We start from the raw sequence: 21,180 nt of genomic DNA on the forward strand, positions 1-21,180 counted from the left end.
CATGGGACGCATCATCTGCTGCGGTCTCGGCCCCGGTGATCCTGACCTGATGAGCGTACGTGCCGATCGTACGGTGCGGGGCGCTAGCCACGTCGCCTATTTTCGCAAGAAGGGCAGGCCAGGTCAGGCGCGCCGCATCGTCGAGGGCATGCTGGCTGCGGGCGTTACCGAATATCCAATGGAATATCCGGTTACGACCGAGATTGCTTTCGACAGCCCCGAATACGTGCAACTGCTCGCAGATTTCTATGACGAATGGGCCGAGCGCCTGGCGCGGCTTTCGCGCGTCGTCGACGTCGTCGTGCTCTGCGAGGGCGATCCCTATTTCTACGGCTCCTTCATGCATCTGCACACGCGCCTGCAAGGCCGCGTCGAGATCGAGGTGATCGCCGGCATTCCCGGCATGGTCGGCTGCTGGAACGGCGTCGGGCAACCGATCGCGCTCGGCGACGACGTGACAACGGTGCTGATGGGGACGCTCCCCGAGGCCGAGCTCGAACGTCGCATGCGCGATTCCGATGCGCTGGTCGTCATGAAGACCGGCCGCAATCTCGCAAAGGTGCGCCGCGCGCTTCGCTCCGCTGGGCGGCTGGACGATGCCTGGCTGGTCGAGCGCGGCACCATGCCGGGCGAGCGCGTGGTGCGGCTCGCCGAGATCGATGCGGCAGACTGTCCTTATTTCGCGATCGTGCTCGTGCACGGCAAGGGCCGGCATCTGGACGCCGCCGAATGACGGGCACCCTGACCATCGCGGGCCTCGGGCCAGGCAGCGACGCGCTGGTAACGCCCGAAGTCACCGCTGCGTTGGCCGCGGCGACCGACATTCTGGGCTATGCGCCCTATGTCGCGCGCGTGCCGCCGCGAGCAGGCCTCACCCTGCATCCCTCCGACAATCGCGAAGAGCTGCAACGCGCAAGCGAGGCGTTGCGTCTGGCGGCTGAAGGCGGGCAGGTCGTCGTCGTCTCCTCCGGCGATCCCGGCGTGTTCGCGATGGCGTCTGCCGTGTTCGAGGCGCTTGGACAGGCGCCGCAATGGCGGGAGCTGTCGATCCGCGTGCTGCCCGGCGTCACCGCGATGCTGGCGGCCGCGGCGCGTGCCGGCGCGCCGCTCGGACATGATTTCTGCGCGATCAACCTCTCCGACAATCTCAAGCCGTGGACCGTGATCGAGAAACGCCTGCGCCTCGCGGCGGAAGCCGATTTTGCCATCGCGATGTACAACCCGCGCTCGGCCAGCCGCCCGGAAGGATTCGGCCGTGCGCTGGCGCTGCTTCGCGAGGCCGGCTGCGGCGAGCGTCTCATGATCTTCGCGCGCGCGATCAGCGCGGCCGATGAAAAGATCGAGATCGTGACGCTGAACCAGGCGACGCCCGAGATGGCCGACATGCGCACGCTGGTCATCCTCGGCAATTCGCAGACACGCCGAGTCGGCCGCTGGGTCTATGCGCCGAGGCGGGCAGAATGACCGAGCCATTGCATCACGTCGGTGACGCGCTCGACCCGTCGGCGCTCGGGCAGCTCTGGTCGCGAGATCATCACCACGGGAAGGCGGAGCCTGCGGGCCGCCTCGATCTTGGCGCTTGCGCCGTCGCCGCCAGAATTGCGGGCGACGATCCAGGCGATGCCGCGCGTGCGCAGCATCTCGAGTTCGCCCTCGAGGGTGAACGGTCCGCGCGACACGATCACATCGGCCGCGAAGGGCAGGGTCGCGTCGGGCGGGTCGACAAAGCGCAGCGTGTAGGCGTGCTGCGGCTTTGTCGCGAATGGCGCGATGTGCTGGCGGCCGATGGCGAGGAACACGTCTGCCGGGGCGTGCGGCAGCGCGGCGACGGCAGCATTGACGTCCGCCACCTCGATCCAGGTGTCGTCGGACGCCTTGATCCAGGGCGCGCGCTCGAGCGCGAGCAACGGCGTGCCCGTCTGCGCGCACGCCTCGACCGCGTTGCGGCTCATTTCCGCGGCGAAGGGATGCGTGGCATCGATCACGTGGGTGATGCCTTCGCGGCGGATGTAGTCGGCCAGCCCGCTCACGCCGCCGAACCCGCCGATGCGGGTCGGCAGCGGCTGATCGGCCGGCGTGCGGGTGCGGCCGCCATAGGAATAGACGGCGTCGATGCCGGCGCGCGCGATCTCCGCGGCGAGCAGGTTCGCATCGGCCGTTCCGCCCAGAATGAGGGCGCGAATCATGTCTGATCCCTGGCTGACCATCATCGGTATCGGCGAAGATGGCCTTGCTGGGCTGTCGGAGGCAAGCCGAAAGGCGCTTGCCAGGGCCGAAACCGTGTTCGGCGGCGAGCGCCATCTTGCGCTTGCCGAAATTGGCAGCCGCGGCCGTCCGTGGCCGGTGCCGTTCGATGCGAATGTCGTGCTGAGCTGCCGCGGTCGGCCGACAGTGGTGCTCGCCTCCGGCGATCCGTTCTGGCATGGCGCAGGCGCGAGCCTTGCCGAGAAGCTCGGCAGCGGTGAGTGGATCGCGCACCCCGCGCCATCGACCTTCTCGCTTGCAGCCGCGCGCTTGGGGTGGCGCCTGGAGTCGACCATTTGCCTCGGCCTGCACGCTGCGCCGTTCGAACGTCTGGTTCCGTATCTTGCGCGCAGTGCGCGCATCATTTGCCTCGTGCGCGATGGCAAGACCGCCAGCGATCTTGCGAAATGGTTGACGGAACGCGGCTGGGGCTCCTCGACATTCTGGACTCTCGCCGCGCTCGGCGGGCCGCGCGAAAGTGTCCAGGAGTATCGCGCCAAGGATTTTTCTGGTGGTCTCACTGGAAACCCAGTGGCAGTAGCCGTGGAGGCGAGGGGCGCACATGGCATTGCTCGCAGCTCGGGCTTGCCGGACGACGTCTTCGTTCACGACGGCCAGATCACCAAGCGGCCGGTGCGCGCGCTTGCGCTCTCGGCGCTGGCGCCGCGTGCCGGCGAGCGGCTGTGGGATATCGGCGCTGGTTCAGGCTCGATCTCCGTGGAGTGGGCACTGGATGGTGGGACGGCGATTGCGGTCGATGCGCGCGAGGATCGCGTCGCGAACATTCGCAAGAATGCGGCCGCCTTCGGTCTGGCACATCGGATCACAGTCGTCACGGGCAGGGCACCGGAAGCTCTTGCCGGGTTGGAAGCGCCGGATGCCGTCTTCATTGGCGGTGGTCTCGATGAAGTGTTATTTGATGCGATCTGGACGCGGCTCTCGCCGGGTACGCGGCTCGTGGCGCATGCTGTGACGCTGGAGACGGAGGCTCTGCTCGGCGAGCTGCATCAGCGTCACGGCGGCGAACTGATGCGGGCCGAAATTTCGCATGCCGCCCCGCTCGGCCGCTATCGGTCGTGGGAGGCAGCACGCCCGGTGGTGCAGTGGAGTGTGGTGCGATGAAGGTCGCCGGTTTAGGCTTCAAGCGCGACGTTACGCTGACTTCGCTGCGCGAAGCGCTGCTGGCTGCCGGCGGTGCGGAAGGGCTTGCGGCGATGGCAACTGTCAGCGACAAGGCCGACACCGAGGCGCTGAAGCAACTCGCTCGTGAATGCGGCGTGCCGATCAGGGCTGTTCCGGTCGCGACACTGGCCGGCATCGACACGCCCACGCAATCGAAGCTCGTCGCGGAGAAATTCGGCACCGGATCTGTGGCCGAGGCTGCAGCGCTCGTGGTCGCCGGTCCGCACGCGCGGTTGATTGCAACACGGGTCGTCTCGCAGGATCGCACCGCGACCGCCGCGATCGCCGAAGGAGACGGCGCATGACGGTGCATTTCATCGGCGCCGGGCCGGGCGCGCCCGATCTGCTGACGTTGCGCGGCCGCGACCTGATCGCGGCCAGTCCGGTTTGTCTCTATGCCGGCTCGCTGGTGCCGGAGAGCGTGCTGGCGCATTGCCCGCCCGGCGCGCGCATCGTCAATACCGCGCCCATGTCGCTCGACGAGATCATCGCCGAGATCGCAGCCGCGCATGCGGCAGGCCTGGATGTCGCGCGGCTGCATTCCGGCGATCTCTCAATCTGGTCGGCGATGGGCGAGCAGCTCCGCCGTTTGCGTGCGCTCGGGATTCCCTACTCGGTGACACCCGGCGTTCCCTCGTTCTCGGCTGCCGCGGCCGCGCTCGAGGCTGAGCTGACGCTGCCCGGTCTTGCTCAGACGGTCGTGCTGACGCGCACGCCGGGCCGGGCCAGCGCGATGCCCGGGGGCGAGAAGCTCGCTGCGTTCGCTGCGACCGGCGCGGTGCTCGCGATCCACCTGTCGATCCATCTGCTCGACCAGGTCGTCGCCGAGCTGACGCCGTATTACGGCGCGAATTGCCCGGTCGCGATCGTCTGGCGCGCGAGCTGGCCGGAGCAGCGCATCGTGCGCGCGACGCTGGCAACGCTCGATGCGGCCGTGGGTGGCGAGATGGAGCGCACCGCGTTGATCCTGGTCGGCAAGACGCTTGGCGCTGCCGATTTCGACGAGAGCCGCCTCTACGCCGCCGATTACGACCGCCGCTACCGGCCCGTCGGTGCCGAGCCGCGCTTTCCGGAGGCGTCGTGATGGCGGCGAGCCTCGTCATCTCCGCGCCGGCCTCCGGTGTCGGCAAGACCACGCTGACGCTGGCGCTGGCCCGCGCCTGGCGCAATCGCGGCCTGAACGTGCAGTGCTTCAAGAGCGGGCCCGACTATATCGATCCCGCCTTCCACGCCGCCGCCACGGGACGCGCCTCGGTCAACGTTGACAGCTGGGCGATGGATCGCAGCGCCATCGCGCATCTCGTCAGCCGTGGCGGCAATGCAGATGTCGTGCTCGCCGAGGGATCGATGGGCCTGTTCGACGGTGTCGCTGCGCGCGGCGTCTCCGGCACCGGAGCGACAGCTGATATCGCGGAGATGCTGGGCTGGCCGGTGGTTTTGGTGATCGATCCCTCCGGCCAGGCGCAGACTGCGGCAGCGATCGCCGCCGGCCTTCGCGATTACCGCGCCGGCGTGCGCCTTGGCGGCGTCGTGCTCAATCGCGTCGCCAGCCCGCGCCATGAGGATCTGGTGCGGCGCGCGCTGAACGAGGCCGGCATCAAAGTGTTCGGCGCGCTGCCGCGCCATGCCGAGATCAGCCTGCCGAAGCGGCATCTCGGTCTCGTGCAGGCCGAGGAGCAGGCCGAGATCGGCAAGCTGATCGACGAAGCCGCGCGCTTTGTCGCCGAGCACGTCGATCTCGATGCGGTGCTCCACTCGGCAGGCAAATGGTCGCCGCAAGCTGTGGCGAACGGCTTGAACGTGAGGCCGCCCGGCCAGCGCATCGCGCTGGCGCGCGATGCGGCGTTCTCGTTCGTCTATCCGCATATGCTGGAAGCCTGGCGCGCGGCGGGCGCCGAGATCGTGCCGTTCTCGCCGCTGGCCGATGAAGTGCCCGACGCGAGCGCCGACGTGTGCTGGCTGCCCGGCGGCTATCCCGAGCTTCATGCAGGAAAGATCGCGGGCAATGCGCGCTTTCGCAGCGGACTGCGCGCTTTCGCCGAGACGCGGCCGGTGCATGGCGAATGCGGAGGCTATATGGTGCTGGGCGCAGGCCTGACCGACGCCGACGGTATCCGCCATGAGATGACAGGGCTGCTCGGCCTGGAGACCAGCTTTGCCAAGCGCCGCATGCATCTCGGCTATCGTCTTGCCGAACTGGCCGCGCCGATGCCGGGGCATAAGCCTGGCGCGCGCCTGCGCGGCCACGAGTTCCACTATTCGACCATCCTCGCCCAGCCCGATACGCCGCTCGCGGTCGTGCACGACGCCACCGGCGCGGTCATTGCCGAAACCGGCTCGCGCCGTGGCCATGCCACCGGCACGTTCTTCCATCTGATTGCGGAGGACCGGTGAGCGGGTTTGTCTCTTTCGTTTCCGCCGGTCCGGGCGATCCCGAGCTCCTCACGGTGAAAGGCGCCACGCGGCTGCGCGAGGCCGACGTCGTGCTTTATGACGATCTTGCCTCCGGCGCGATCCTCGATCTCGCCCGGCCCGGCGCCAATCTCGTCGCGGTGGGAAAGCGGGCCGGGCGTCCTTCGACCAAGCAGCACCACGTCAACCGTCTCCTGGTCGACTATGCCGCAACAGGCGCGCGCGTGGTGCGGCTTAAATCCGGCGATGCCGGCATTTTCGGCCGGCTCGAGGAGGAGATCGAGACGCTGCGCGAAGCCGGCATCGGCTACGAGATCATTCCCGGCGTCACCTCCGCCTGTGTCGCCGCCGCCCAGGCCGGCATTCCCCTGACCCGCCGGCATACCTCCCGCCGGGTGCAGTTCATCACCGGCGCTGACGTCACGGGCGAGCTGCCGCCCAATCTGAATTGGGCGGCGATGGCCGATCCAGAGGCCACGACCGTGGTCTATATGGGCCGGCGCACCTTTCCGGCGCTTGCCGCAAAATTGATCGCGCACGGCCTCGCTCCCAGCACCCCGGCGCTATTCGCCGAATCCCTCGGGCGATCTGACGAACGATTGGTCCGCACCACGATTGCCGAGCTCGCCGAGCAGCTTGGGCGCGGCGGCGCCGCTTCCACCGCCGCCGTCATCCTGTTCGGTGCGCTGGCGGGAGAATATCCGGCATGAGCGCTCCGGCAGCGGTTCGCCCCTTGACGCCCGCGATGCGAAAGGGGCACACAAGAGAGGCATGGTGCTCGACGCGGCGCAAAGCGCCGGAGCATAATCGGGAATGGGGATGGGCGGACCCAGTTGCGGCGCCCCAAACCCCAGCCGCCCCCGCGACTGTAAGCGGTGAGGGGCTCCGAACCGCCACTGGACCGCAAGGTCCGGGAAGGCCGGAGAACCCAGTGAACCGCGAGCCAGGAGACCGGCCGTGCACGTATTGAGGCCAAGGCCGTCGGGTGTGACGGCAGGAAGGAATTGAGCCATGCATATCGAACCCGGGATCGTGACGGGCGCCAAGCTCGTGTTGAGTTACGCGACCGGCATCGCCGCAGGCGGCGTTGCCTTGAAGCTCGCGGTCGAGACCGTGCGCGAGCAGGGCGCCGGCTCTTTCGCCGCGCGGACACTGGCCACCACCGCTCTCGTCTTCGTCTTCTTCGAGATCCTGCCGCACTTTCCGGTTGGGGTATCAGAGGTGCACTTCATCCTTGGCTCGACCTTGTTCCTGCTCTTTGGTGCTGCGCCCGCCGCCTTCGGCCTCGCAATTGGCCTGCTGCTTCAGGGCATGCTGCTGGAGCCAGTCGATCTGCCGCAATACGGCATGAACGTCACCACGCTGCTGGTGCCGCTGTTCGCGATCCAGGCGATCGCCACGCGGATCATTGCCCGCAACACCGCCTATGTCGATTTGAAATACGGTCAGGCGCTGGCGCTTTCGACGACCTACCAGGCCGGCGTGATCGCATGGGTGGCGTTCTGGGCGCTCTATGGCTCCGGCTTTGCGATCAGCAACCTCGCCAGCATTGCGACGTTCGCTGCCGCTTATGCGCTGGTCATCGTGATCGAGCCGCTGGCCGATCTCGCCGTGCTGGCGCTGGCGAAGTCGCTGCGTGGCGTCACCGCGCCCGGCCTCGTCACGCCGCGCCTTCACAACGCGGCCTGAGAGACAAGCGAAAGGGCGGCCGCCGTGGCCGCCCGTCGCGCTCGCGATGCTCACGCTCTCCCTGATAGGCATCGGTTGCGGCGATCCCGAGCAGCTCACGCGCGCCGCGACCCGCGCCATCAACGCGGCCGATCTCATCCTGATCCCGCGCAAGGGGACTGCGAAATCCGATCTCGCCGATCTCAGGCGAACGATCTGCGCCGGTGTGCTCACCAACAAAACGACACGCATCGCCGAATTCGACCTTCCCGTGCGCGATGCGACCGAGTCGGACTACCGCAAGGGCGTAGACGATTGGCACGATGCGGTGGCCGCGACCTGGTCGCAGACGATCGCTGGGCATCTCGAAGATGAGGGCAAGGTCGCGCTGCTGATCTGGGGCGATCCTTCGCTCTATGATTCTTCGCTGCGCATTGCGCGGCGGTTGAATCCGTTGCCGACAATCGAAGTCGTGCCTGGGATCACCTCGATCCAGGCGCTGTGCGCGGCGCATGCGCTGCCGCTCAACGACATCGGCGAGCCGTTCCTGGTCACGACGGGGCGGCGCTTGCGCGAAGGCGGCTGGCCGCAGGGCGTCGATACCGTCGTCGTGATGCTCGATGGCGGCACGGCGTTCCAGTCGCTCGATCCGGCCGGACTTCACATCTGGTGGGGAGCCTATCTTGGCATGCCCGATCAGATCGTCATGTCCGGCGCGCTGGCTGAACTGGGCGCGCGCATTGCCGCCGTGCGGCAGGAGGCACGCGAGCGGCACGGCTGGATCATGGACAGCTACATCATCAAACGCAGGCGTTGAGCAGCATGCTTCCCGAATGGGTTACCCAGAACTGCCCCGAGGTCTCCGCTGTTCATCGCGAGGCGGCCATTGCGCGGCAGGCGCAGCTGACGAAGCCGACCGGCGCGCTCGGGCGGCTCGAGCAGCTCGCAATCGAGCTTGCGGGCCTGCAGGCGACCGGGCAGCCGCGCGCCGCGCGGGTGCCGATCATCATCTTCGCCGGCGACCACGGTATCGTCGCGCAGGGCGTGTCGGCCTATCCGCAAGCCGTCACCATCGCGATGATGGCGAATTTTGCCGCCGGTGGCGCCGCGATCTCGGTGCTGGCGCGCGAGCTGGGTTCGAGCCTCGAGGTCGTCGACGCCGGCACGCTGTCCCAGGAGCAGATGGCGGGAATCGTCACCGACAAGCCGCGCAGCGGCACCCGCGATTTCAGTGTCGAGGCCGCGCTCACGCCGGCGGAATTGGCCTTCGCCTTCGAGGCCGGCCAGCGCGCGGTGGTGCGCGCCGAGGCCGGCCGGCCTGATCTCTTGATCTTCGGCGAGATGGGGATCGGCAACACCACGACATCGGCGGCGATCGCGGCGAGCCTACTTGGTGTGAGCGCCGGGGAGATCGCGGGCAGCGGCACGGGCATCGATGCGGCCGGCCGCGCGCACAAGGCGCGGGTGATCGATGCGGCGATCGCGCGCCACGGCGTCGCCGGAGCCGCGGTCGAGAAGATCCTGTGCGCGGTCGGCGGCCTCGAGATCGCGGCGATCTCGGGCGCGATCATCGCGGCCGCGCAACGCCGCATTCCCGTGTTGATCGACGGCTTCATCGTCTCGGTGGCGGCGCTGGCGGCGGCGCGCCTCAACCCGTCCTGCCAGCCGTTCCTGTTGCCCTCGCATCAATCGGCGGAGCAGGGACATCGGCTGGTGTTGCGCACGCTGAACGTGCAGCCGCTGATCAGCCTCGATCTCAGGCTCGGCGAGGGATCGGGTGCGGCGATCGCGCTGCCGCTGGTGCGCTCGGCCTGCGCACTTCACAACGGCATGGCGACCTTCGCGCAGGCCAATGTGCCGGATCGGCCTAGCTAATGCGTTGATTGACCGAGACGACACGCCAGCCGCCCGCGAGCCGGTCGATCCGGGTCAGCGACAGTGGATCGATCACGAAGCGCAGTGCGGCTTCCGGTGTGAGATCGAGCGCGATGCAGAGCGTGGCACGAATGGTGCCGGAATGAACGACCAGCGCCGCGGAGCCTGCGCCAATCTGCGCCAGGCCGAGGCGGACGCGGGCGACCTGATCCGCAAAGCTTTCGCCGTTCGGCGGCCGTCCGTGCGCGGGATCGCGCCAGACCTGCGCGTAGGCCTCGCCGCCGGTCGCGGCGAGCTCGTCATGCCGATGGCCGGTCCAATCGCCGAAATCCTGCTCGCGAAATTCGCTGACCAGTTCCGGTTCGAGCCCCAGCGCGCGCGCCGTCTCGACCGTGCGCCGCGACGGGCTGGCATAGCCGGCGACATCCGCGGGCAAGAGGCGCCTGAGAGCCGTCAATGCGGCGTGATCGCCGAGGTCGGCCCGCGCATCGGCCGCATGGATCGTCCCGGGCACGCCCACGACGGCCGCATGCCTGATCAACCAGAGGAAGGTCTCGCCTTCCATGCTCATCTCCAGGGAAGTTGGCTGCTGTGGCCATAACGCCGCAACTGGCACATTGACTCTGTCTTGGCGGTAATCCTAGATGCTCATGACGGTTTTCCCGAGAGGGAATGAAAAGGGAATGCGGTGCGGGGAAAATGTCCCCAATGCCGCGGCTGCCCCCGCAACTGTAAGCGGTGAATCCTTCGTCACGAGCCACTGGGTCCTCGGTCCCGGGAAGGCGACGAAGCGGTCACGACCCGCGAGCCAGGAGACCTGCCGTCAGCCGTGGTCACACGCGAAGATGTCGGTCGGGGAGTACAGACATTCGGCTTCATCGGACGGCTAAAGCCGAAGGTGAAACCTCGTTCGCTGTGACGTGCCACTGACGTCATACCGAGGTTTTGACCTGTGTCTTCCATCCGTATCGCACGATCGCGCCGCGTCCTGCTTGCCTCCGCCGCGTTCACGTCCTTTGCCGCTCTCGGTCCGCCTGCCGCTGTGGCGCAGCAGGCCCGGGAGTCCCTGCCGCCCATCGAGGTGTCGCCCGCCCAGGCGCGCAAGCCGGCCAAACAGGCAGCAGGAGCGGCGCAGAGCGCGCGTCGCGCGGCAGCGCGCAGGCCGGCGGCTGTATCCGCCGCGCCAAAACCCGTCATGCCGGATTCGACGGCACAGACGCCTCTCAACACCAATGCCGTTGCCGAAAGCGCCTCGCGCGCTCGGCCTGACGGTGCGGCAGACGCCCGCGACCGTCGAGGTGATCTCGGCCGAAACGATGCGCGAGCAGGGCTATCGCACCGTGTCCGAGGTGGCGCAGGGCGCCGTCGGCGTCACCTCGGGCGACAACCCGGCCGAACCTTCCGCCTTCTCCATGCGCGGCTTCACCAACAGCCAGATCAACACGCTCTACAACGGCATCAAGATCGGTCCGCAGAACATGACCTCGCGGATCGTGGATACCGCCAATCTGGAAGCGGTGGAATTCCTCAAGGGCCCGGCTTCGCTGATTTCGGGCGAGGGCGCCGCGGGCGGTGCTATCAACTTCGTCACCAAGCAGCCCCACACCGGACCTGCCCGTAACGATGCCAATTTCTCCTGGGACTCGCTGAATTCGTTCCGTGCCCATTACGGCTCCGGCGGCAGCACCAATGTGCAGGGACTGGACTATCGCTTCGACATCAGCCGCTCCACGCTCAACGGCTTTGCCGATGACACCAATGTCAGGACGTTCGGCACGTCCGGCCAGCTCAACTACCGTGTTTCCGACAGCCTCAGGATCTGGGGTGCGGTCGAATATCGTGAAGACCGCTCGAAGGCCTATTGGGGCGCGCCGCTGGTGCCGGTCGCCTTCAGCGGTTCGCACGCGACGACGGGGATCGTCTCCGGCAATTACGTCTCGAATTACAACGGAACGAATCTCGGTGCCGTCACCATCGACGATCGCACCTTCAACACCAATTACAACGTTCTCGATAACCGCAACGTGGCGCAGGAAGTGTGGCTGCGTGGCGGATTCGAGCTGAAGCTCGCGCCTGACCTCACGCTGAAAAGTCAGGCCTATGGCTATGGCGCGGAACGAATCTGGTTCAATAACGAGATCGAGGCGTTCAATTCCACCACGAACCTGGTCGATCGCGAGCGTTTCTATGTCGCCCACAGCCAGCGGCTGGTCGGCAACATCACCGACCTGATCTGGGATACAAATATTGCGGGCTTCGATAACCGGCTGGTCACGACGCTGTCGTCGAGCTATCTCGATTTCGTCAGGCCCGGCGCGGCAAACTTTCCCGGCGATTCCGTTTCGCTGGTCGACCCCAACCGCGGTTTCTACGGCCTGCTCACGACGCAGCAGCAGACCGCACGCATCGACAACGAGGCGCTGTCATTCGAGGACAGGCTCAAGCTGACGCGCAGCTTCGCGCTGATCGGCGGCCTCCGCGTCGAGCATATCGGGCTCGACCGTAATTCGACCGACAAGAACGGGATCGTGAAGGCGGGCTTCCCGTTCACGAAAGACTGGGCGCCGGTGACGGGCCGCATCGGCTACACCTGGGAGGCCGTTCCCGGCCTGACCTTCTTCAGCCAGTACGCCACCGGCGCCGACGTCGCAGCCAACAACATCTTCCTGCTCTCGCCCACCCAGCCGCTCGATCTGACCACCGCGCGCACCTATGAGACCGGTGTCAAGCACCTGTTCTGGGACAACCGGGCGGAATGGTCGTTCTCGGCCTACGACATCGTGCGCAAGAACGTCTATGCGGCCGCCGGCGGCATGCAGCTGAATATCGCCGGGCGGCAGGAGTCGAAGGGCATCGAGCTTGCCGCCTCGATACGCCCGATCGAGCCGCTGCGGCTGTGGGGCAACATCGCCTATGTCGATGCGCGCTATGCCGACTACAATTTTGCCGGCGGCTCGTTCTCGGGCAACACGCCGCCAAACGTGCCGCGTATCGTCGCAAACGCCGGCGCGTCGTATCGCTTCTTCACACCGTGGCCGGTGGAGCTTGGCATCACCGGTCGTCATGTCGGCGACCGCTACAACACCGACGCCAACGTCGTGACGATGAAGGCCTACACCGTGGCCGACGTCTACGCCTTCGTCGACATCCCCAAGACGGCGTTCAATGCGGTCGACCAGGCCCGCCTGACCTTCCGTGTCCGCAACATCACTGATAAGCGCTATGCGATCTGGGGCGATCCGTTCTATCCGGACCAGATCCTCCTGGGCGCGCCGCGCACCTATGAAATATCGGCCGCGTTCAAATGGTGAGGCCCTGAGCGCATGATGGGCGCGATCGTCCTCACGCATCGCTGGCTCGGCATCGCGTTCTGTCTGTTGTTCGCGATGTGGTTCGCGAGCGGGATCGTCATGCACTTCGTCCCGTTTCCGTCGCTGACGGAAGCGGAGCGATTTGCCGGACTTGTGCCGGTCGATCGCGACGGGACGAGGATCTCGGTCGCGGACGCCGTTGCGGCGAGCGGGATTGCCGATGCGACACGTGTTCGGCTGATCCAGCGGAGCGATGGACCGGTCTACGTCGTCTCGGGCTCCGCAGGTTCGCGAGCGGTTCGCGCCTCCGATGGAGGAGACGCGTCGGTGACATCAGCCGATGTCGCGCTCACCATCGTGCAAGCTTATTCACGTCAGCGCGGGCTTGAGGCGGTGCGCGCTGCAATCGTCGCGCGGTCGGACTACGATCAGTGGAGCGTGCCGAACGGTTTTGATCGGCATCGCCCCTTGTTTCGCGCCGCTCTCGGCGATGCCCCTGGAACGGAGGTCTACGTTTCGTCGCTGACCGGCGAAATCGTCCTGGATACGACGCGCAGCGAGCGCGCGTGGAACTGGGCCGGCAGCGTGCTGCACTGGATCTATCCGACAATTCTGCGCAGCAGCTGGGCGCTGTGGGATCGCGTGGTCTGGACGCTGTCGCTGCTGGCCCTGATCGCAGCACTGCTTGGCGCGGTGCTCGGAATCGTGCGTGTGAAGATACGGGGACGCCAGCTCTCGTCGCCCTATCGGGACTGGCACGCCCTGCATCACATCATCGGTCTTGTCGTGACCGTGTTCGTGCTGACCTGGATCTTCAGCGGCTGGCTGTCGATGGATCACGGCCGGCTGTTCTCGCGCGGGCAATTGACGCCGGCGGAGGCCGCCGTGGTCGATGCCGCCCCGGATTGGCGAGACGCTTCATCGCTGCAGCCAATATCGCCGTCGGCGCTCGAGGTCGAATGGTTCGCGTTCGGCGCCAAGGTCTATCGGCGCGACCGGGTTGGTCTCGGCCGTCAGGCTTTGATCAAGGCAGGGGACGTGCCACGCGGACAGTCGGCATACCTGGATAGGCCGGAGATCGGCGACCTGACAGCGCGCCTTGGCGCCGGCTGTGCCGCACCGTTCCTGCTCGCCGGCAACGACGGCTATCCAGCGCAATCCGCACTTCCGGGGGTCCCCGTCTACCGCACAACGTGCGGCGATCTCTGGTTCGATGTCGATGCTGCCGATGGCAAGGTGCTGCAAAGGCTGGACCCGTCGCGCCGCGCCTATCGCTGGCTTTACAGTGCGTTGCACACGCTTGACTTCCCGATTCTGCTGGCTCATGCGCGGCTGCGTGACGCTCTCATCGTCGGGCTCTGTACGCTCGGGCTGATGTTCTCCATCACCGGCATCGTCATCGGTTGGCGGCGCTTGCGGGCATGGCTGGCAGCCTGAGCAGCTTGAAACGGCACGCCGGGTGCTACGCCCGGTTATCCACCAGCGGCCGGTGATGTTCTCGCTTACTGACCGTACAATAAAGAGAGGCTGAGCCGACCTCCGTGCATAGCTCCTGGTCAGTCCTCTCTCCCGCACCGCCGTTCGATCGCCTGCAAATTAGACAAGCGACCTCGCGCGATCCGATTGCAGTGCAACGGGCGCTTCTATTTGCCTCGAAGAATCCAGGGGTGGGCTGCACATTTCTGCTTCGTGTGCTTCTGCTCTCTGCGCGAGCAGCGCTGCACTAAAACGTGCAGTCGATGGTGCGCCGCGCAATGCCGGTGGCTGTGCTGGCCCAGTGGTTTGCGACAACTCTGGCCCTATCCCGCGGCCATCGCTCTGTCGCACGCTCGCACGTGATGGCATGACAGGGAATGATGATGAACGTCATGCGTAGCTGACTGTGCAGATGAGCGATTCCGGCAATCACTGGGAGGTCGGCACCGATATCGGTGGCACCTTCACCGACATCATCGCGATCCGGCGCGATTCCGCGGAAGCGCGGATTGCCAAGGTGCCGTCGCGCCCCGACGCACCGGTGCAGGCGATGCTGGAGGCGATCGAGGCGGTCGGCCTGCGCAAGAGCGAGGTCAAGCGCTTCGTCCACGGCACCACGCGCGTGACCAACGCGATCGTCGAGAACCGGCTGCCGAAGGTGGCGTTGGTCGCGACCGAAGGCTTTGCCGACGTGCTCGAGATCGCCCGCTATCGCCGGCGCGATCTCTATCGGCTCGACATTCCGCCGAAATCGCCGCCTCTGGTGCCGCCCGAACGATGCTTTGGGCTCGCCGAGCGCCTCGATCATGAGGGCCGGGTGCTGAAGGCGCTCGAGGAAGCCGAGATCGAACGCCTGGTGGCGTGGCTGAAAGGCACCGGCGTTCAGAGCGTTGCGGTCGCGCTCCTTCACGCTTATGCCAATCCAGTCCACGAGAAGATGCTGGGCGAGCGGCTCAGGGGCGTCGTCGCCCATGTCTCGCTCTCGCACGAGGTCAATCCCGAGGCGCGCGAATATGAGCGAACCTCGGCAACCGTGTTCAACGCGGCCGCGATGCCGATCGCGGTTCAATATCTCAGCGAGCTGGAGCAGCGGCTGCCGATCGGGCCCGGTCTGCAGGTGTTTCACTCCGCCGGCGCCATGGTCCCGATTTCGGCGGTGAAGCGGCGTCCGCTGGTGATGGCGATGTCGGGCCCGGCGGCCGGCGTCTCGGCGTCGGTCAGCATCGCGCGCCAGCTCGGCTGCGCGCGGATGCTGACCTTCGACATGGGCGGCACCACGACGGACGTGTGCCTGATCATCGACGGCCAGGCCGAAATGACCGACGGCCGCATGCTCGGCGACAAGCCGCTGCGCCAGCCGATGCTCGCGGTGCATTCGATCGGCGCCGGCGGCGGATCGATCGTGCGCAACGGTCCCGGCGGCCTGACGGTCGGGCCGGAAAGCGCCGGCTCCGAGCCGGGCCCGGCCTGCTATGGCCGCGGCGGCACGGAGCCGACCATCACCGATGCCAATGCGGTGCTCGGCTATCTCAATCCCGAGACCAAGCTTGGTGATCGCATCGGGATCGACATCGCGGCCGCAAAGCGCGTCATCGCGCCGATTGCCCGCGCGCTCGGGCTGAGCCTGACGGAGACGGCGCTCGGCATCATCAAGGTCGCGAACGCGACCATGGCCCGCGCGCTCCGCCGTGTCACGGTCGAGCGCGGCATCGATGGCCGCGACTGTACGTTGCTCGCCTTCGGCGGCGGCGGTCCTATGCATGCCGCGGGCCTCGCCGATCTCTACGGCATTGCAGAGGTGGTCGTGCCCAGTGCCTCGAGCGCGTTCTCGGCGCTGGGTTGCCTCACTGCCGATTTCAGCTTCCTGCAGCAGCAGACCCTTCGCGCTGCCCTCGACGGCATCGATCTCGCGCGCGTCTCGGAACGGATCGAGGCCCTGATTGCCGATGCCTCGGCGCCGCTTCTCGCCAACAATGTTGCGAAGGCCGAGATCCAGGTCGAGCTGGTGGCCTTGATGCGCTACGCCGCGCAGAACGACGCCATTCCGGTATCCTTCACGCTGCCGCTCGACGTTGCCAGGCTGAAGCAGGACTTCCTGACGCGGCATCATGAGCTGTTCGGCTATGCGACCGGCGAACCCTGCGTTATCGAGTCGGTGCGGGTGCAGGCCCGTCGCCCGTCGACGACAATTGTCAGCCGGCCGGCGACCGCGGCGAGGGCAGTGTCTATGACCACGCGCACCTGCTCGTTCGACGGCTTCCACGACATCGCAACCGCGATCGTCGACCGCGCGTCGCTCACCGAGACCATCAATGGTCCCGCCATCATCGAAGACGCCTGGTCGACCGTGGTGGTGCCGCCGGGCTGGCAGGCGAGGCCCGATCCATCGGGCAATCTGTTCCTGACGCGGAGGGCGGCATGAAGCTCGATCCGTTCGTCGTCGAGGTCATCAGGCATGGGCTCTCCGCCGCGGCCGAGGAGATGAGCCTCGTGATGACGCGTTCGGCGCGCTCGCCGCTCCTGCGCGAGGCCGGCGACCTGTCATCGGCGATTACCGACGGCCATGGCGGCCTGGTCGGGCAGGGCCGCGACATTCCGATCCATCTCGGCGCGATGGCCTACACCATCCCCGAACTCCTGAAGGTGATGCCGCGCGATGGCCTGAACGACGGCGACGTCGTGATCTACAATGTCGGCGCGCTCGGCGGCAATCATCTCAACGACGTCAAGGTCGTGCGCCCCGTCTTCTTCGAGGGCGAGATCGTGGCTTTCGCAGTCAGCCTTGCGCATTGGCCTGACATCGGCGGCACCTGGCCCGGCAGTTATTTCGCCAAGGCCGTCGATACGTTCCAGGAGGCGATGCGGATTCCGCCGGTGCTGATCGCGACTGCCGCCGGCCTCAGTACGCCGATCGTGCAGCTGCTCAAGGCCAACGTTCGCGATGCCGAATCCTGCGAGGGCGATCTCCTTGCCCAGATCGCGGCGACCAAGGCCGGCGAGAAGCGCATCGTCGAGCTCTGCCGCGAGCATGGCAAGGCAGTCTTCATGGCGGCGCAGTCGCGCCTGCACGACCTCTCCGAAATCGAGATGCGGGCGGCACTGCGCGATCTTCCGGATGGCGTCTACGAGGGCGAGGATTATCTCGACGACGGCAGCGCAAACAATGCGCCGGCGCGCATCCATGTGAAGATCACCATTCGCGGGGATGAAGCGACCTTCGACCTCTCCGGAAGCTGCGACCGCGTCTCCAATTTCTGCAACACGACGCCGTTCATGGCGCGCTCGGCGGTCGCCTATGCCGCGCGCATCATGAGCGGACGCGACATGCAGCAGAACGCCGGCGCACTGCGGCCGCTGACCATCATCACGCGCCCGGGTTCGATCCTCGAGCCCGGCTGGACCGCCTCCGTTGCCGCCGGCAATCACGAGACCTCCATGCGCATCGTCGATGCGATCTTTCGCGCCATGCAGGACACCATTCCCGAGCGTCTGTCGGCGGGCGGGGCGACCACCGCGGGCGTGCTGTTCTTTGCCGAGCCGCGGCCGAACGGGTCGTGGAAGATGCTCTACGAGGTCCATGGCGGCGGTGAAGGCGCGCGGCACGATCGCGCCGGCACGTCCGCAACCCGCGTGCATCTGTCCAACACTTCGAACACACCGGTCGAGGTGATCGAGGCGAACTACGCGATCCGGCTCGAGCAGCAGGCGATTCGCCGGAATTCCGGCGGCGCGGGCGCACATCGCGGCGGTGACGGCTCCGTCCGCACCTACCGCATCCTGGCGCCCTCGATGCACCTGACCACTTGCATCGAGCGCATGGTGATGGCGCCGTGGGGCATGCAGGGCGGCTCTCCCGGCGAGGCCTGCCGCATCTCGCTGGTCCGGCAGGGCGCCAACGTCGCCATCGACGGCAAGTCGAACCTGGTGTTGCAGCAAGGCGATCTCGTCACGATCGAGATGTGCGGTGGCGGTGGCTACGGCGCCGTTCCGGCGGAGTGAGGCAGTGGCGATGAGCAGATTGTTGCGAACCGGGCTGAATGCGGGCGAGGCTGCGCCGATGGCCGTGGTCGGCGGCGAGGGCGTCTACTTTCACCTTGCGGATGGCCGCAAGCTGATCGACGGCAGCAACACCGGCGGCGGACTCGGCCACCGCCATCCCGCAATGGTGGAGGCGATCCGCCGCGCGGCGGATACGCCCGTCGTCAACGAGGGCTGGACCTGGGTCGGCCGCGAGCAGGCCGCCGACGATCTGATGGCTATCGCCTTCAAGGGCGAAGAGGACTGGGTCGGCGCGGTGCGCTTCTGCATCAGCGGCAGCGAGGCCAATGACATGGCGCTGTCGCTGTGCCAGGCGTTGACGCAGCGCTCGGCGCTGGCAACGCGCGAGCGCGCCTATCACGGCATCACCGGCCTGTCGCGCAGCATGACCGTGCAGCCGCAATGGCACGGCGGTCTCGCCGTGCACGCCGGCGGCTCCAAGATGCCGGCACCGATGGCGCCGGTGCGGATCCTGCCGGCGCCGCATGGCGCGATCTACGGCGCGCCGGCCAACAAAGCGCCGCCCAGTGAATATCTGGCGGATGCTCCGCGCCTGCTCTCGGATACGGCAGCGACGATCATCGACTACACCCAGGGCGGCATCTATTACGACGGCGCCTATCAGGATGAAATGGCAAAGCGCGCGCGAGAGGCCGGCTCGTACTGGATCGCGGACGAGGTCGTCACCGGCGCGGGCCGTGCTGGGCGCTGGTTCGCGTTCCAGGGCGCGCAGAGCCGCCCCGATATCGTCACGCTCGGCAAGTCGCTCGGCGGCGGTGCGGCTGCTGTGGCTGCCGTCGTGGTGTCGAAAGACATCGTCGAGCGGCTGAAGGGAACGAGCTGGCAGAATTACGGCACGCTGCGCGGTCATCCGATCAGCATGGCTGCGGTGAGCGCTTATCTGAAGGTCGTCAGCGACGATAAGATTCTGGAGCACGTCGCGAGCCTCGAGAAGCTGTTCGCCCGCCGCCTGCTCGCGATCGCACAAAAGCATCCGAGCGTGCAGCGCGTAGCGGGGCAGGGGCTGCATTGGACGGTTGAGCTGCACGGCCCGGACTGGCGCACCTGGCACGCCGACACCACCGAGGTGCCGATTGCTTCGCGCGTCGCGGAACGCGCGCTGGAAGCAGGCGCGGTGATCGGTACCAGCGGCGAGCAGACCTCGCTGTTCCTGGCGCCGGCGCTGGTGATCTCCGAGCGCGAGGCGACGCTGCTGCTCGATGCGCTCGACCACGGCCTCGATATTGCCGACAAGGAGCACGGGTGAACGCGGACCACGCAGCACCTCGTCGCTCGCCGGCCTGGCCGGCGGACGAGCCCTGGCATCTCGCGATGCCTGATGGGACGCTCTACGACGCCCTGGTGCGTGCGGCACGTGAACGACCATCGCATCCGGCGACAATGTTCTACGGGGCGAGCCTGAGCTACGCCGAGCTGCGTGACCGGGTCGATGCCATGGCCGGCTTTCTGCAAGGCGTTTGCGGAGTGAAGCGCGGCGACCGCGTCATGATCGCGCTGCAGAATTCGCCGCAGTACGTCATCGCTTACTATGCGACGATGCGGGCGAACGGCGTGATCGTGCCGGTCAATCCCATGAACAAGACCGCCGAGATCGCGTATCTCGCCGCGGACAGCGGCGCCAGGGTTGCAATCATCGGCAGCGAGCTAAGCGATGTGTTTGCACCGCTGGTAGGCGAGGCGATTACGCATGGGATTGTCGCGCGGTACCGCGACGAAGTTCCAGCCGCGACGCCCTACACGCTGCCATCATGCGTGACCGAAGCGCCGTTGGAGCCGCCGTCATCGCCGGGCTGGTATTCGTGGTCGCCCGCGATAATGCAGGACCTGCAGCCGGGTGCGATGGAGGCGGGGCCGGCGGATCTGATGATCCTGCCCTATACCTCAGGGACAACAGGCAAGCCCAAGGCGTGCATGCACACCCATCGCAGCGCGCTGTTCACCGCCGTCTTGCAGGCGCGCTGGTATGGGCTCGATGGCAGCGACGTGATGACCGGCTTCATGCCGCTGTTCCATGTCGCGGGCATGCAGGGCTCGATGAATGCCGCCATCGTCTCCGGCGCCACGCTGCTGCTGATGGCGCGCTGGGACAAGGATCTGCTGCCGGATTTGTTCGAGACCTATGGCGTCACATTCTGGAACGCCGCGCCGACCATGATCGTGGATGTGCTCGCCAGCGCCAGCTTCCGCGACAAATGTTTTGCGAAGCTCAAGGTGCTGACTGGTGGCGGCGCGGCGATGCCGACAGCCGTCGCGGAACGGCTGAAGGGGCGGTTTGGGCTCGATTTCGTCGAGGGCTACGGCATGACCGAGACGATGTCTCCAACGCACCTCAATCCAATGGCGGCGCCGAAGCGGCAGTGCCTCGGCATCGCCGTGCACGAGACCGATGCCAGGGTGATCGACCCCGACAGCCTGGTCGAGCTCGACGACAACGTGGTCGGCGAGATCGTCGTGCACGGGCCGCAGGTGCTGCAGGGTTACTGGAACAGGCCGGAGGCGGATGCCGAAGCCTTCATCGAGCGGGACGGCAAGCGGTTCCTGCGCACGGGCGAGCTCGGCTACCGCGATGCCGGCGGCTATTTCTTCGCCGTCGACCGCCTGAAGCGGATGATCAATGTCAGCGGCTTCAAGGTGTGGCCGGCCGAGGTCGAGGCGGCGATGTACCAGAACCGGGCTATCCGGGAATGCTGCATCATTTCAGCGCCGGACGGCTATCGCGGTGAGACCGTCAAGGCGCTGGTGGTGCTCGATGACGCCGCGCGCGCGACGACGTCGGAGGGCGACATCGTCGGCTGGGCGCGGAGCGCGATGGCGAGCTACAAGGCGCCGCGCGCCGTCGTCTTCGTCGAGTCCCTGCCGCGGACCGCTAGCAACAAGGTCAACTGGCGGCTGTTGCAGGATGCCGAATGGGGGCGGACGGCATGAAAGCTGCTCGGCTGGAAAAACAGCGCGA

The 21,180-nt window shown here is 66.8% G+C and carries 17 protein-coding genes, 1 pseudogene and 2 riboswitches; of the genes and pseudogenes, 16 read left to right on the plus strand and 2 right to left on the minus strand.

Going from position 1 to position 21,180, the window contains the following annotated elements:
• Position 1: 1 nt before the first annotated feature.
• Both ACVWYQ_RS38390 and cobJ read left to right on the plus strand, forming a co-directional pair.
• Positions 2-733, plus strand: a complete 732-nt coding sequence (locus ACVWYQ_RS38390; RefSeq protein ID WP_456727098.1) for a precorrin-2 C(20)-methyltransferase — start codon at positions 2-4, stop codon at positions 731-733.
• Positions 730-1,464, plus strand: a complete 735-nt coding sequence (cobJ, locus tag ACVWYQ_RS38395; protein ID WP_456727099.1) for a precorrin-3B C(17)-methyltransferase — start codon at positions 730-732, stop codon at positions 1,462-1,464. Before ACVWYQ_RS38390 ends, cobJ begins: the two co-directional genes overlap by 4 nt.
• Here the strand turns inward: cobJ and ACVWYQ_RS38400 are convergent.
• On the minus strand, positions 1,440-2,186 hold the full coding sequence (locus tag ACVWYQ_RS38400) for a cobalt-precorrin-6A reductase (protein ID WP_456727237.1): 747 nt from the start codon (positions 2,184-2,186) through the stop codon (positions 1,440-1,442). The two genes, cobJ and ACVWYQ_RS38400, sit on opposite strands and share 25 nt — an antisense overlap.
• Between ACVWYQ_RS38400 and cbiE the strand changes: the two genes are divergently transcribed.
• The 8 genes from cbiE to cobT all read left to right on the plus strand — a co-directional run bounded on the left by cbiE (position 2,185) and on the right by cobT (position 9,381).
• Positions 2,185-3,366, plus strand: a complete 1,182-nt coding sequence (cbiE, locus tag ACVWYQ_RS38405) for a precorrin-6y C5,15-methyltransferase (decarboxylating) subunit CbiE (RefSeq protein WP_456727100.1) — start codon at positions 2,185-2,187, stop codon at positions 3,364-3,366. The two genes, ACVWYQ_RS38400 and cbiE, sit on opposite strands and share 2 nt — an antisense overlap.
• Complete coding sequence (locus tag ACVWYQ_RS38410) at positions 3,363-3,731, plus strand: cobalamin biosynthesis protein (RefSeq protein ID WP_456727101.1); 369 nt, start codon at positions 3,363-3,365, stop codon at positions 3,729-3,731. The genes cbiE and ACVWYQ_RS38410 overlap by 4 nt, the downstream gene beginning before the upstream one ends.
• Positions 3,728-4,510 carry a precorrin-4 C(11)-methyltransferase gene (gene cobM / locus ACVWYQ_RS38415; protein ID WP_456727102.1) on the plus strand — a complete coding sequence of 261 codons (783 nt, stop codon included), beginning with the start codon at positions 3,728-3,730 and terminating at the stop codon, positions 4,508-4,510. The genes ACVWYQ_RS38410 and cobM overlap by 4 nt, the downstream gene beginning before the upstream one ends.
• On the plus strand, positions 4,510-5,820 hold the full coding sequence (locus tag ACVWYQ_RS38420; RefSeq protein WP_404542148.1) for a cobyrinate a,c-diamide synthase: 1,311 nt from the start codon (positions 4,510-4,512) through the stop codon (positions 5,818-5,820). The genes cobM and ACVWYQ_RS38420 overlap by 1 nt, the downstream gene beginning before the upstream one ends.
• Entirely contained in the window at positions 5,817-6,548 is a 732-nt protein-coding gene (gene cobA / locus ACVWYQ_RS38425) for a uroporphyrinogen-III C-methyltransferase (RefSeq protein ID WP_338122609.1), read from the plus strand. The genes ACVWYQ_RS38420 and cobA overlap by 4 nt, the downstream gene beginning before the upstream one ends.
• A 45-nt stretch (positions 6,549-6,593) precedes the next feature.
• Positions 6,594-6,812, plus strand: a riboswitch (cobalamin riboswitch).
• 37 nt (positions 6,813-6,849) lie between these two features.
• On the plus strand, positions 6,850-7,527 hold the full coding sequence (locus ACVWYQ_RS38430; protein ID WP_404542144.1) for an energy-coupling factor ABC transporter permease: 678 nt from the start codon (positions 6,850-6,852) through the stop codon (positions 7,525-7,527).
• Positions 7,528-7,573: 46 nt separating this feature from the next.
• On the plus strand, positions 7,574-8,323 hold the full coding sequence (cobF, locus tag ACVWYQ_RS38435) for a precorrin-6A synthase (deacetylating) (protein ID WP_275509282.1): 750 nt from the start codon (positions 7,574-7,576) through the stop codon (positions 8,321-8,323).
• Between the two features lie 5 nt (positions 8,324-8,328).
• Positions 8,329-9,381 carry a nicotinate-nucleotide--dimethylbenzimidazole phosphoribosyltransferase gene (cobT, locus tag ACVWYQ_RS38440; protein WP_404652396.1) on the plus strand — a complete coding sequence of 351 codons (1,053 nt, stop codon included), beginning with the start codon at positions 8,329-8,331 and terminating at the stop codon, positions 9,379-9,381.
• Here cobT and ACVWYQ_RS38445 read toward each other — a convergent pair.
• Positions 9,374-9,946: a histidine phosphatase family protein gene (locus tag ACVWYQ_RS38445; RefSeq protein ID WP_404652394.1), complete on the minus strand. Its 573-nt coding sequence runs from the start codon at positions 9,944-9,946 to the stop codon at positions 9,374-9,376. The two genes, cobT and ACVWYQ_RS38445, sit on opposite strands and share 8 nt — an antisense overlap.
• A gap of 72 nt (positions 9,947-10,018) precedes the next feature.
• Positions 10,019-10,220, plus strand: a riboswitch (cobalamin riboswitch).
• A gap of 113 nt (positions 10,221-10,333) precedes the next feature.
• Between ACVWYQ_RS38445 and ACVWYQ_RS38450 the strand changes: the two are divergent.
• The 6 genes and pseudogenes from ACVWYQ_RS38450 (at position 10,334) to ACVWYQ_RS38475 (ending at position 21,152) form a co-directional block, all read left to right on the plus strand.
• Positions 10,334-12,692, plus strand: a pseudogene (locus ACVWYQ_RS38450) (TonB-dependent receptor).
• A 12-nt stretch (positions 12,693-12,704) separates the two neighbouring features.
• The gene (locus ACVWYQ_RS38455) at positions 12,705-14,129 is read left to right on the plus strand and encodes a PepSY domain-containing protein (protein ID WP_271541175.1); all 1,425 of its coding nucleotides are present in this window, start codon (positions 12,705-12,707) and stop codon (positions 14,127-14,129) included.
• Positions 14,130-14,580: 451 nt separating this feature from the next.
• On the plus strand, positions 14,581-16,590 hold the full coding sequence (locus ACVWYQ_RS38460; RefSeq protein WP_271541174.1) for a hydantoinase/oxoprolinase family protein: 2,010 nt from the start codon (positions 14,581-14,583) through the stop codon (positions 16,588-16,590).
• The gene (locus ACVWYQ_RS38465; protein WP_271541172.1) at positions 16,587-18,167 is read left to right on the plus strand and encodes a hydantoinase B/oxoprolinase family protein; all 1,581 of its coding nucleotides are present in this window, start codon (positions 16,587-16,589) and stop codon (positions 18,165-18,167) included. Before ACVWYQ_RS38460 ends, ACVWYQ_RS38465 begins: the two co-directional genes overlap by 4 nt.
• 10 nt (positions 18,168-18,177) lie before the next feature.
• Entirely contained in the window at positions 18,178-19,473 is a 1,296-nt protein-coding gene (locus ACVWYQ_RS38470) for an aminotransferase class III-fold pyridoxal phosphate-dependent enzyme (RefSeq protein ID WP_404652391.1), read from the plus strand.
• Positions 19,470-21,152, plus strand: coding sequence for a long-chain-fatty-acid--CoA ligase (locus ACVWYQ_RS38475; protein WP_456727103.1), 1,683 nt, complete (start codon positions 19,470-19,472; stop codon positions 21,150-21,152). Before ACVWYQ_RS38470 ends, ACVWYQ_RS38475 begins: the two co-directional genes overlap by 4 nt.
• Positions 21,153-21,180 lie beyond the last annotated feature (28 nt).

It is taken from the genome of Bradyrhizobium sp. USDA 3397, from assembly GCF_054060965.1.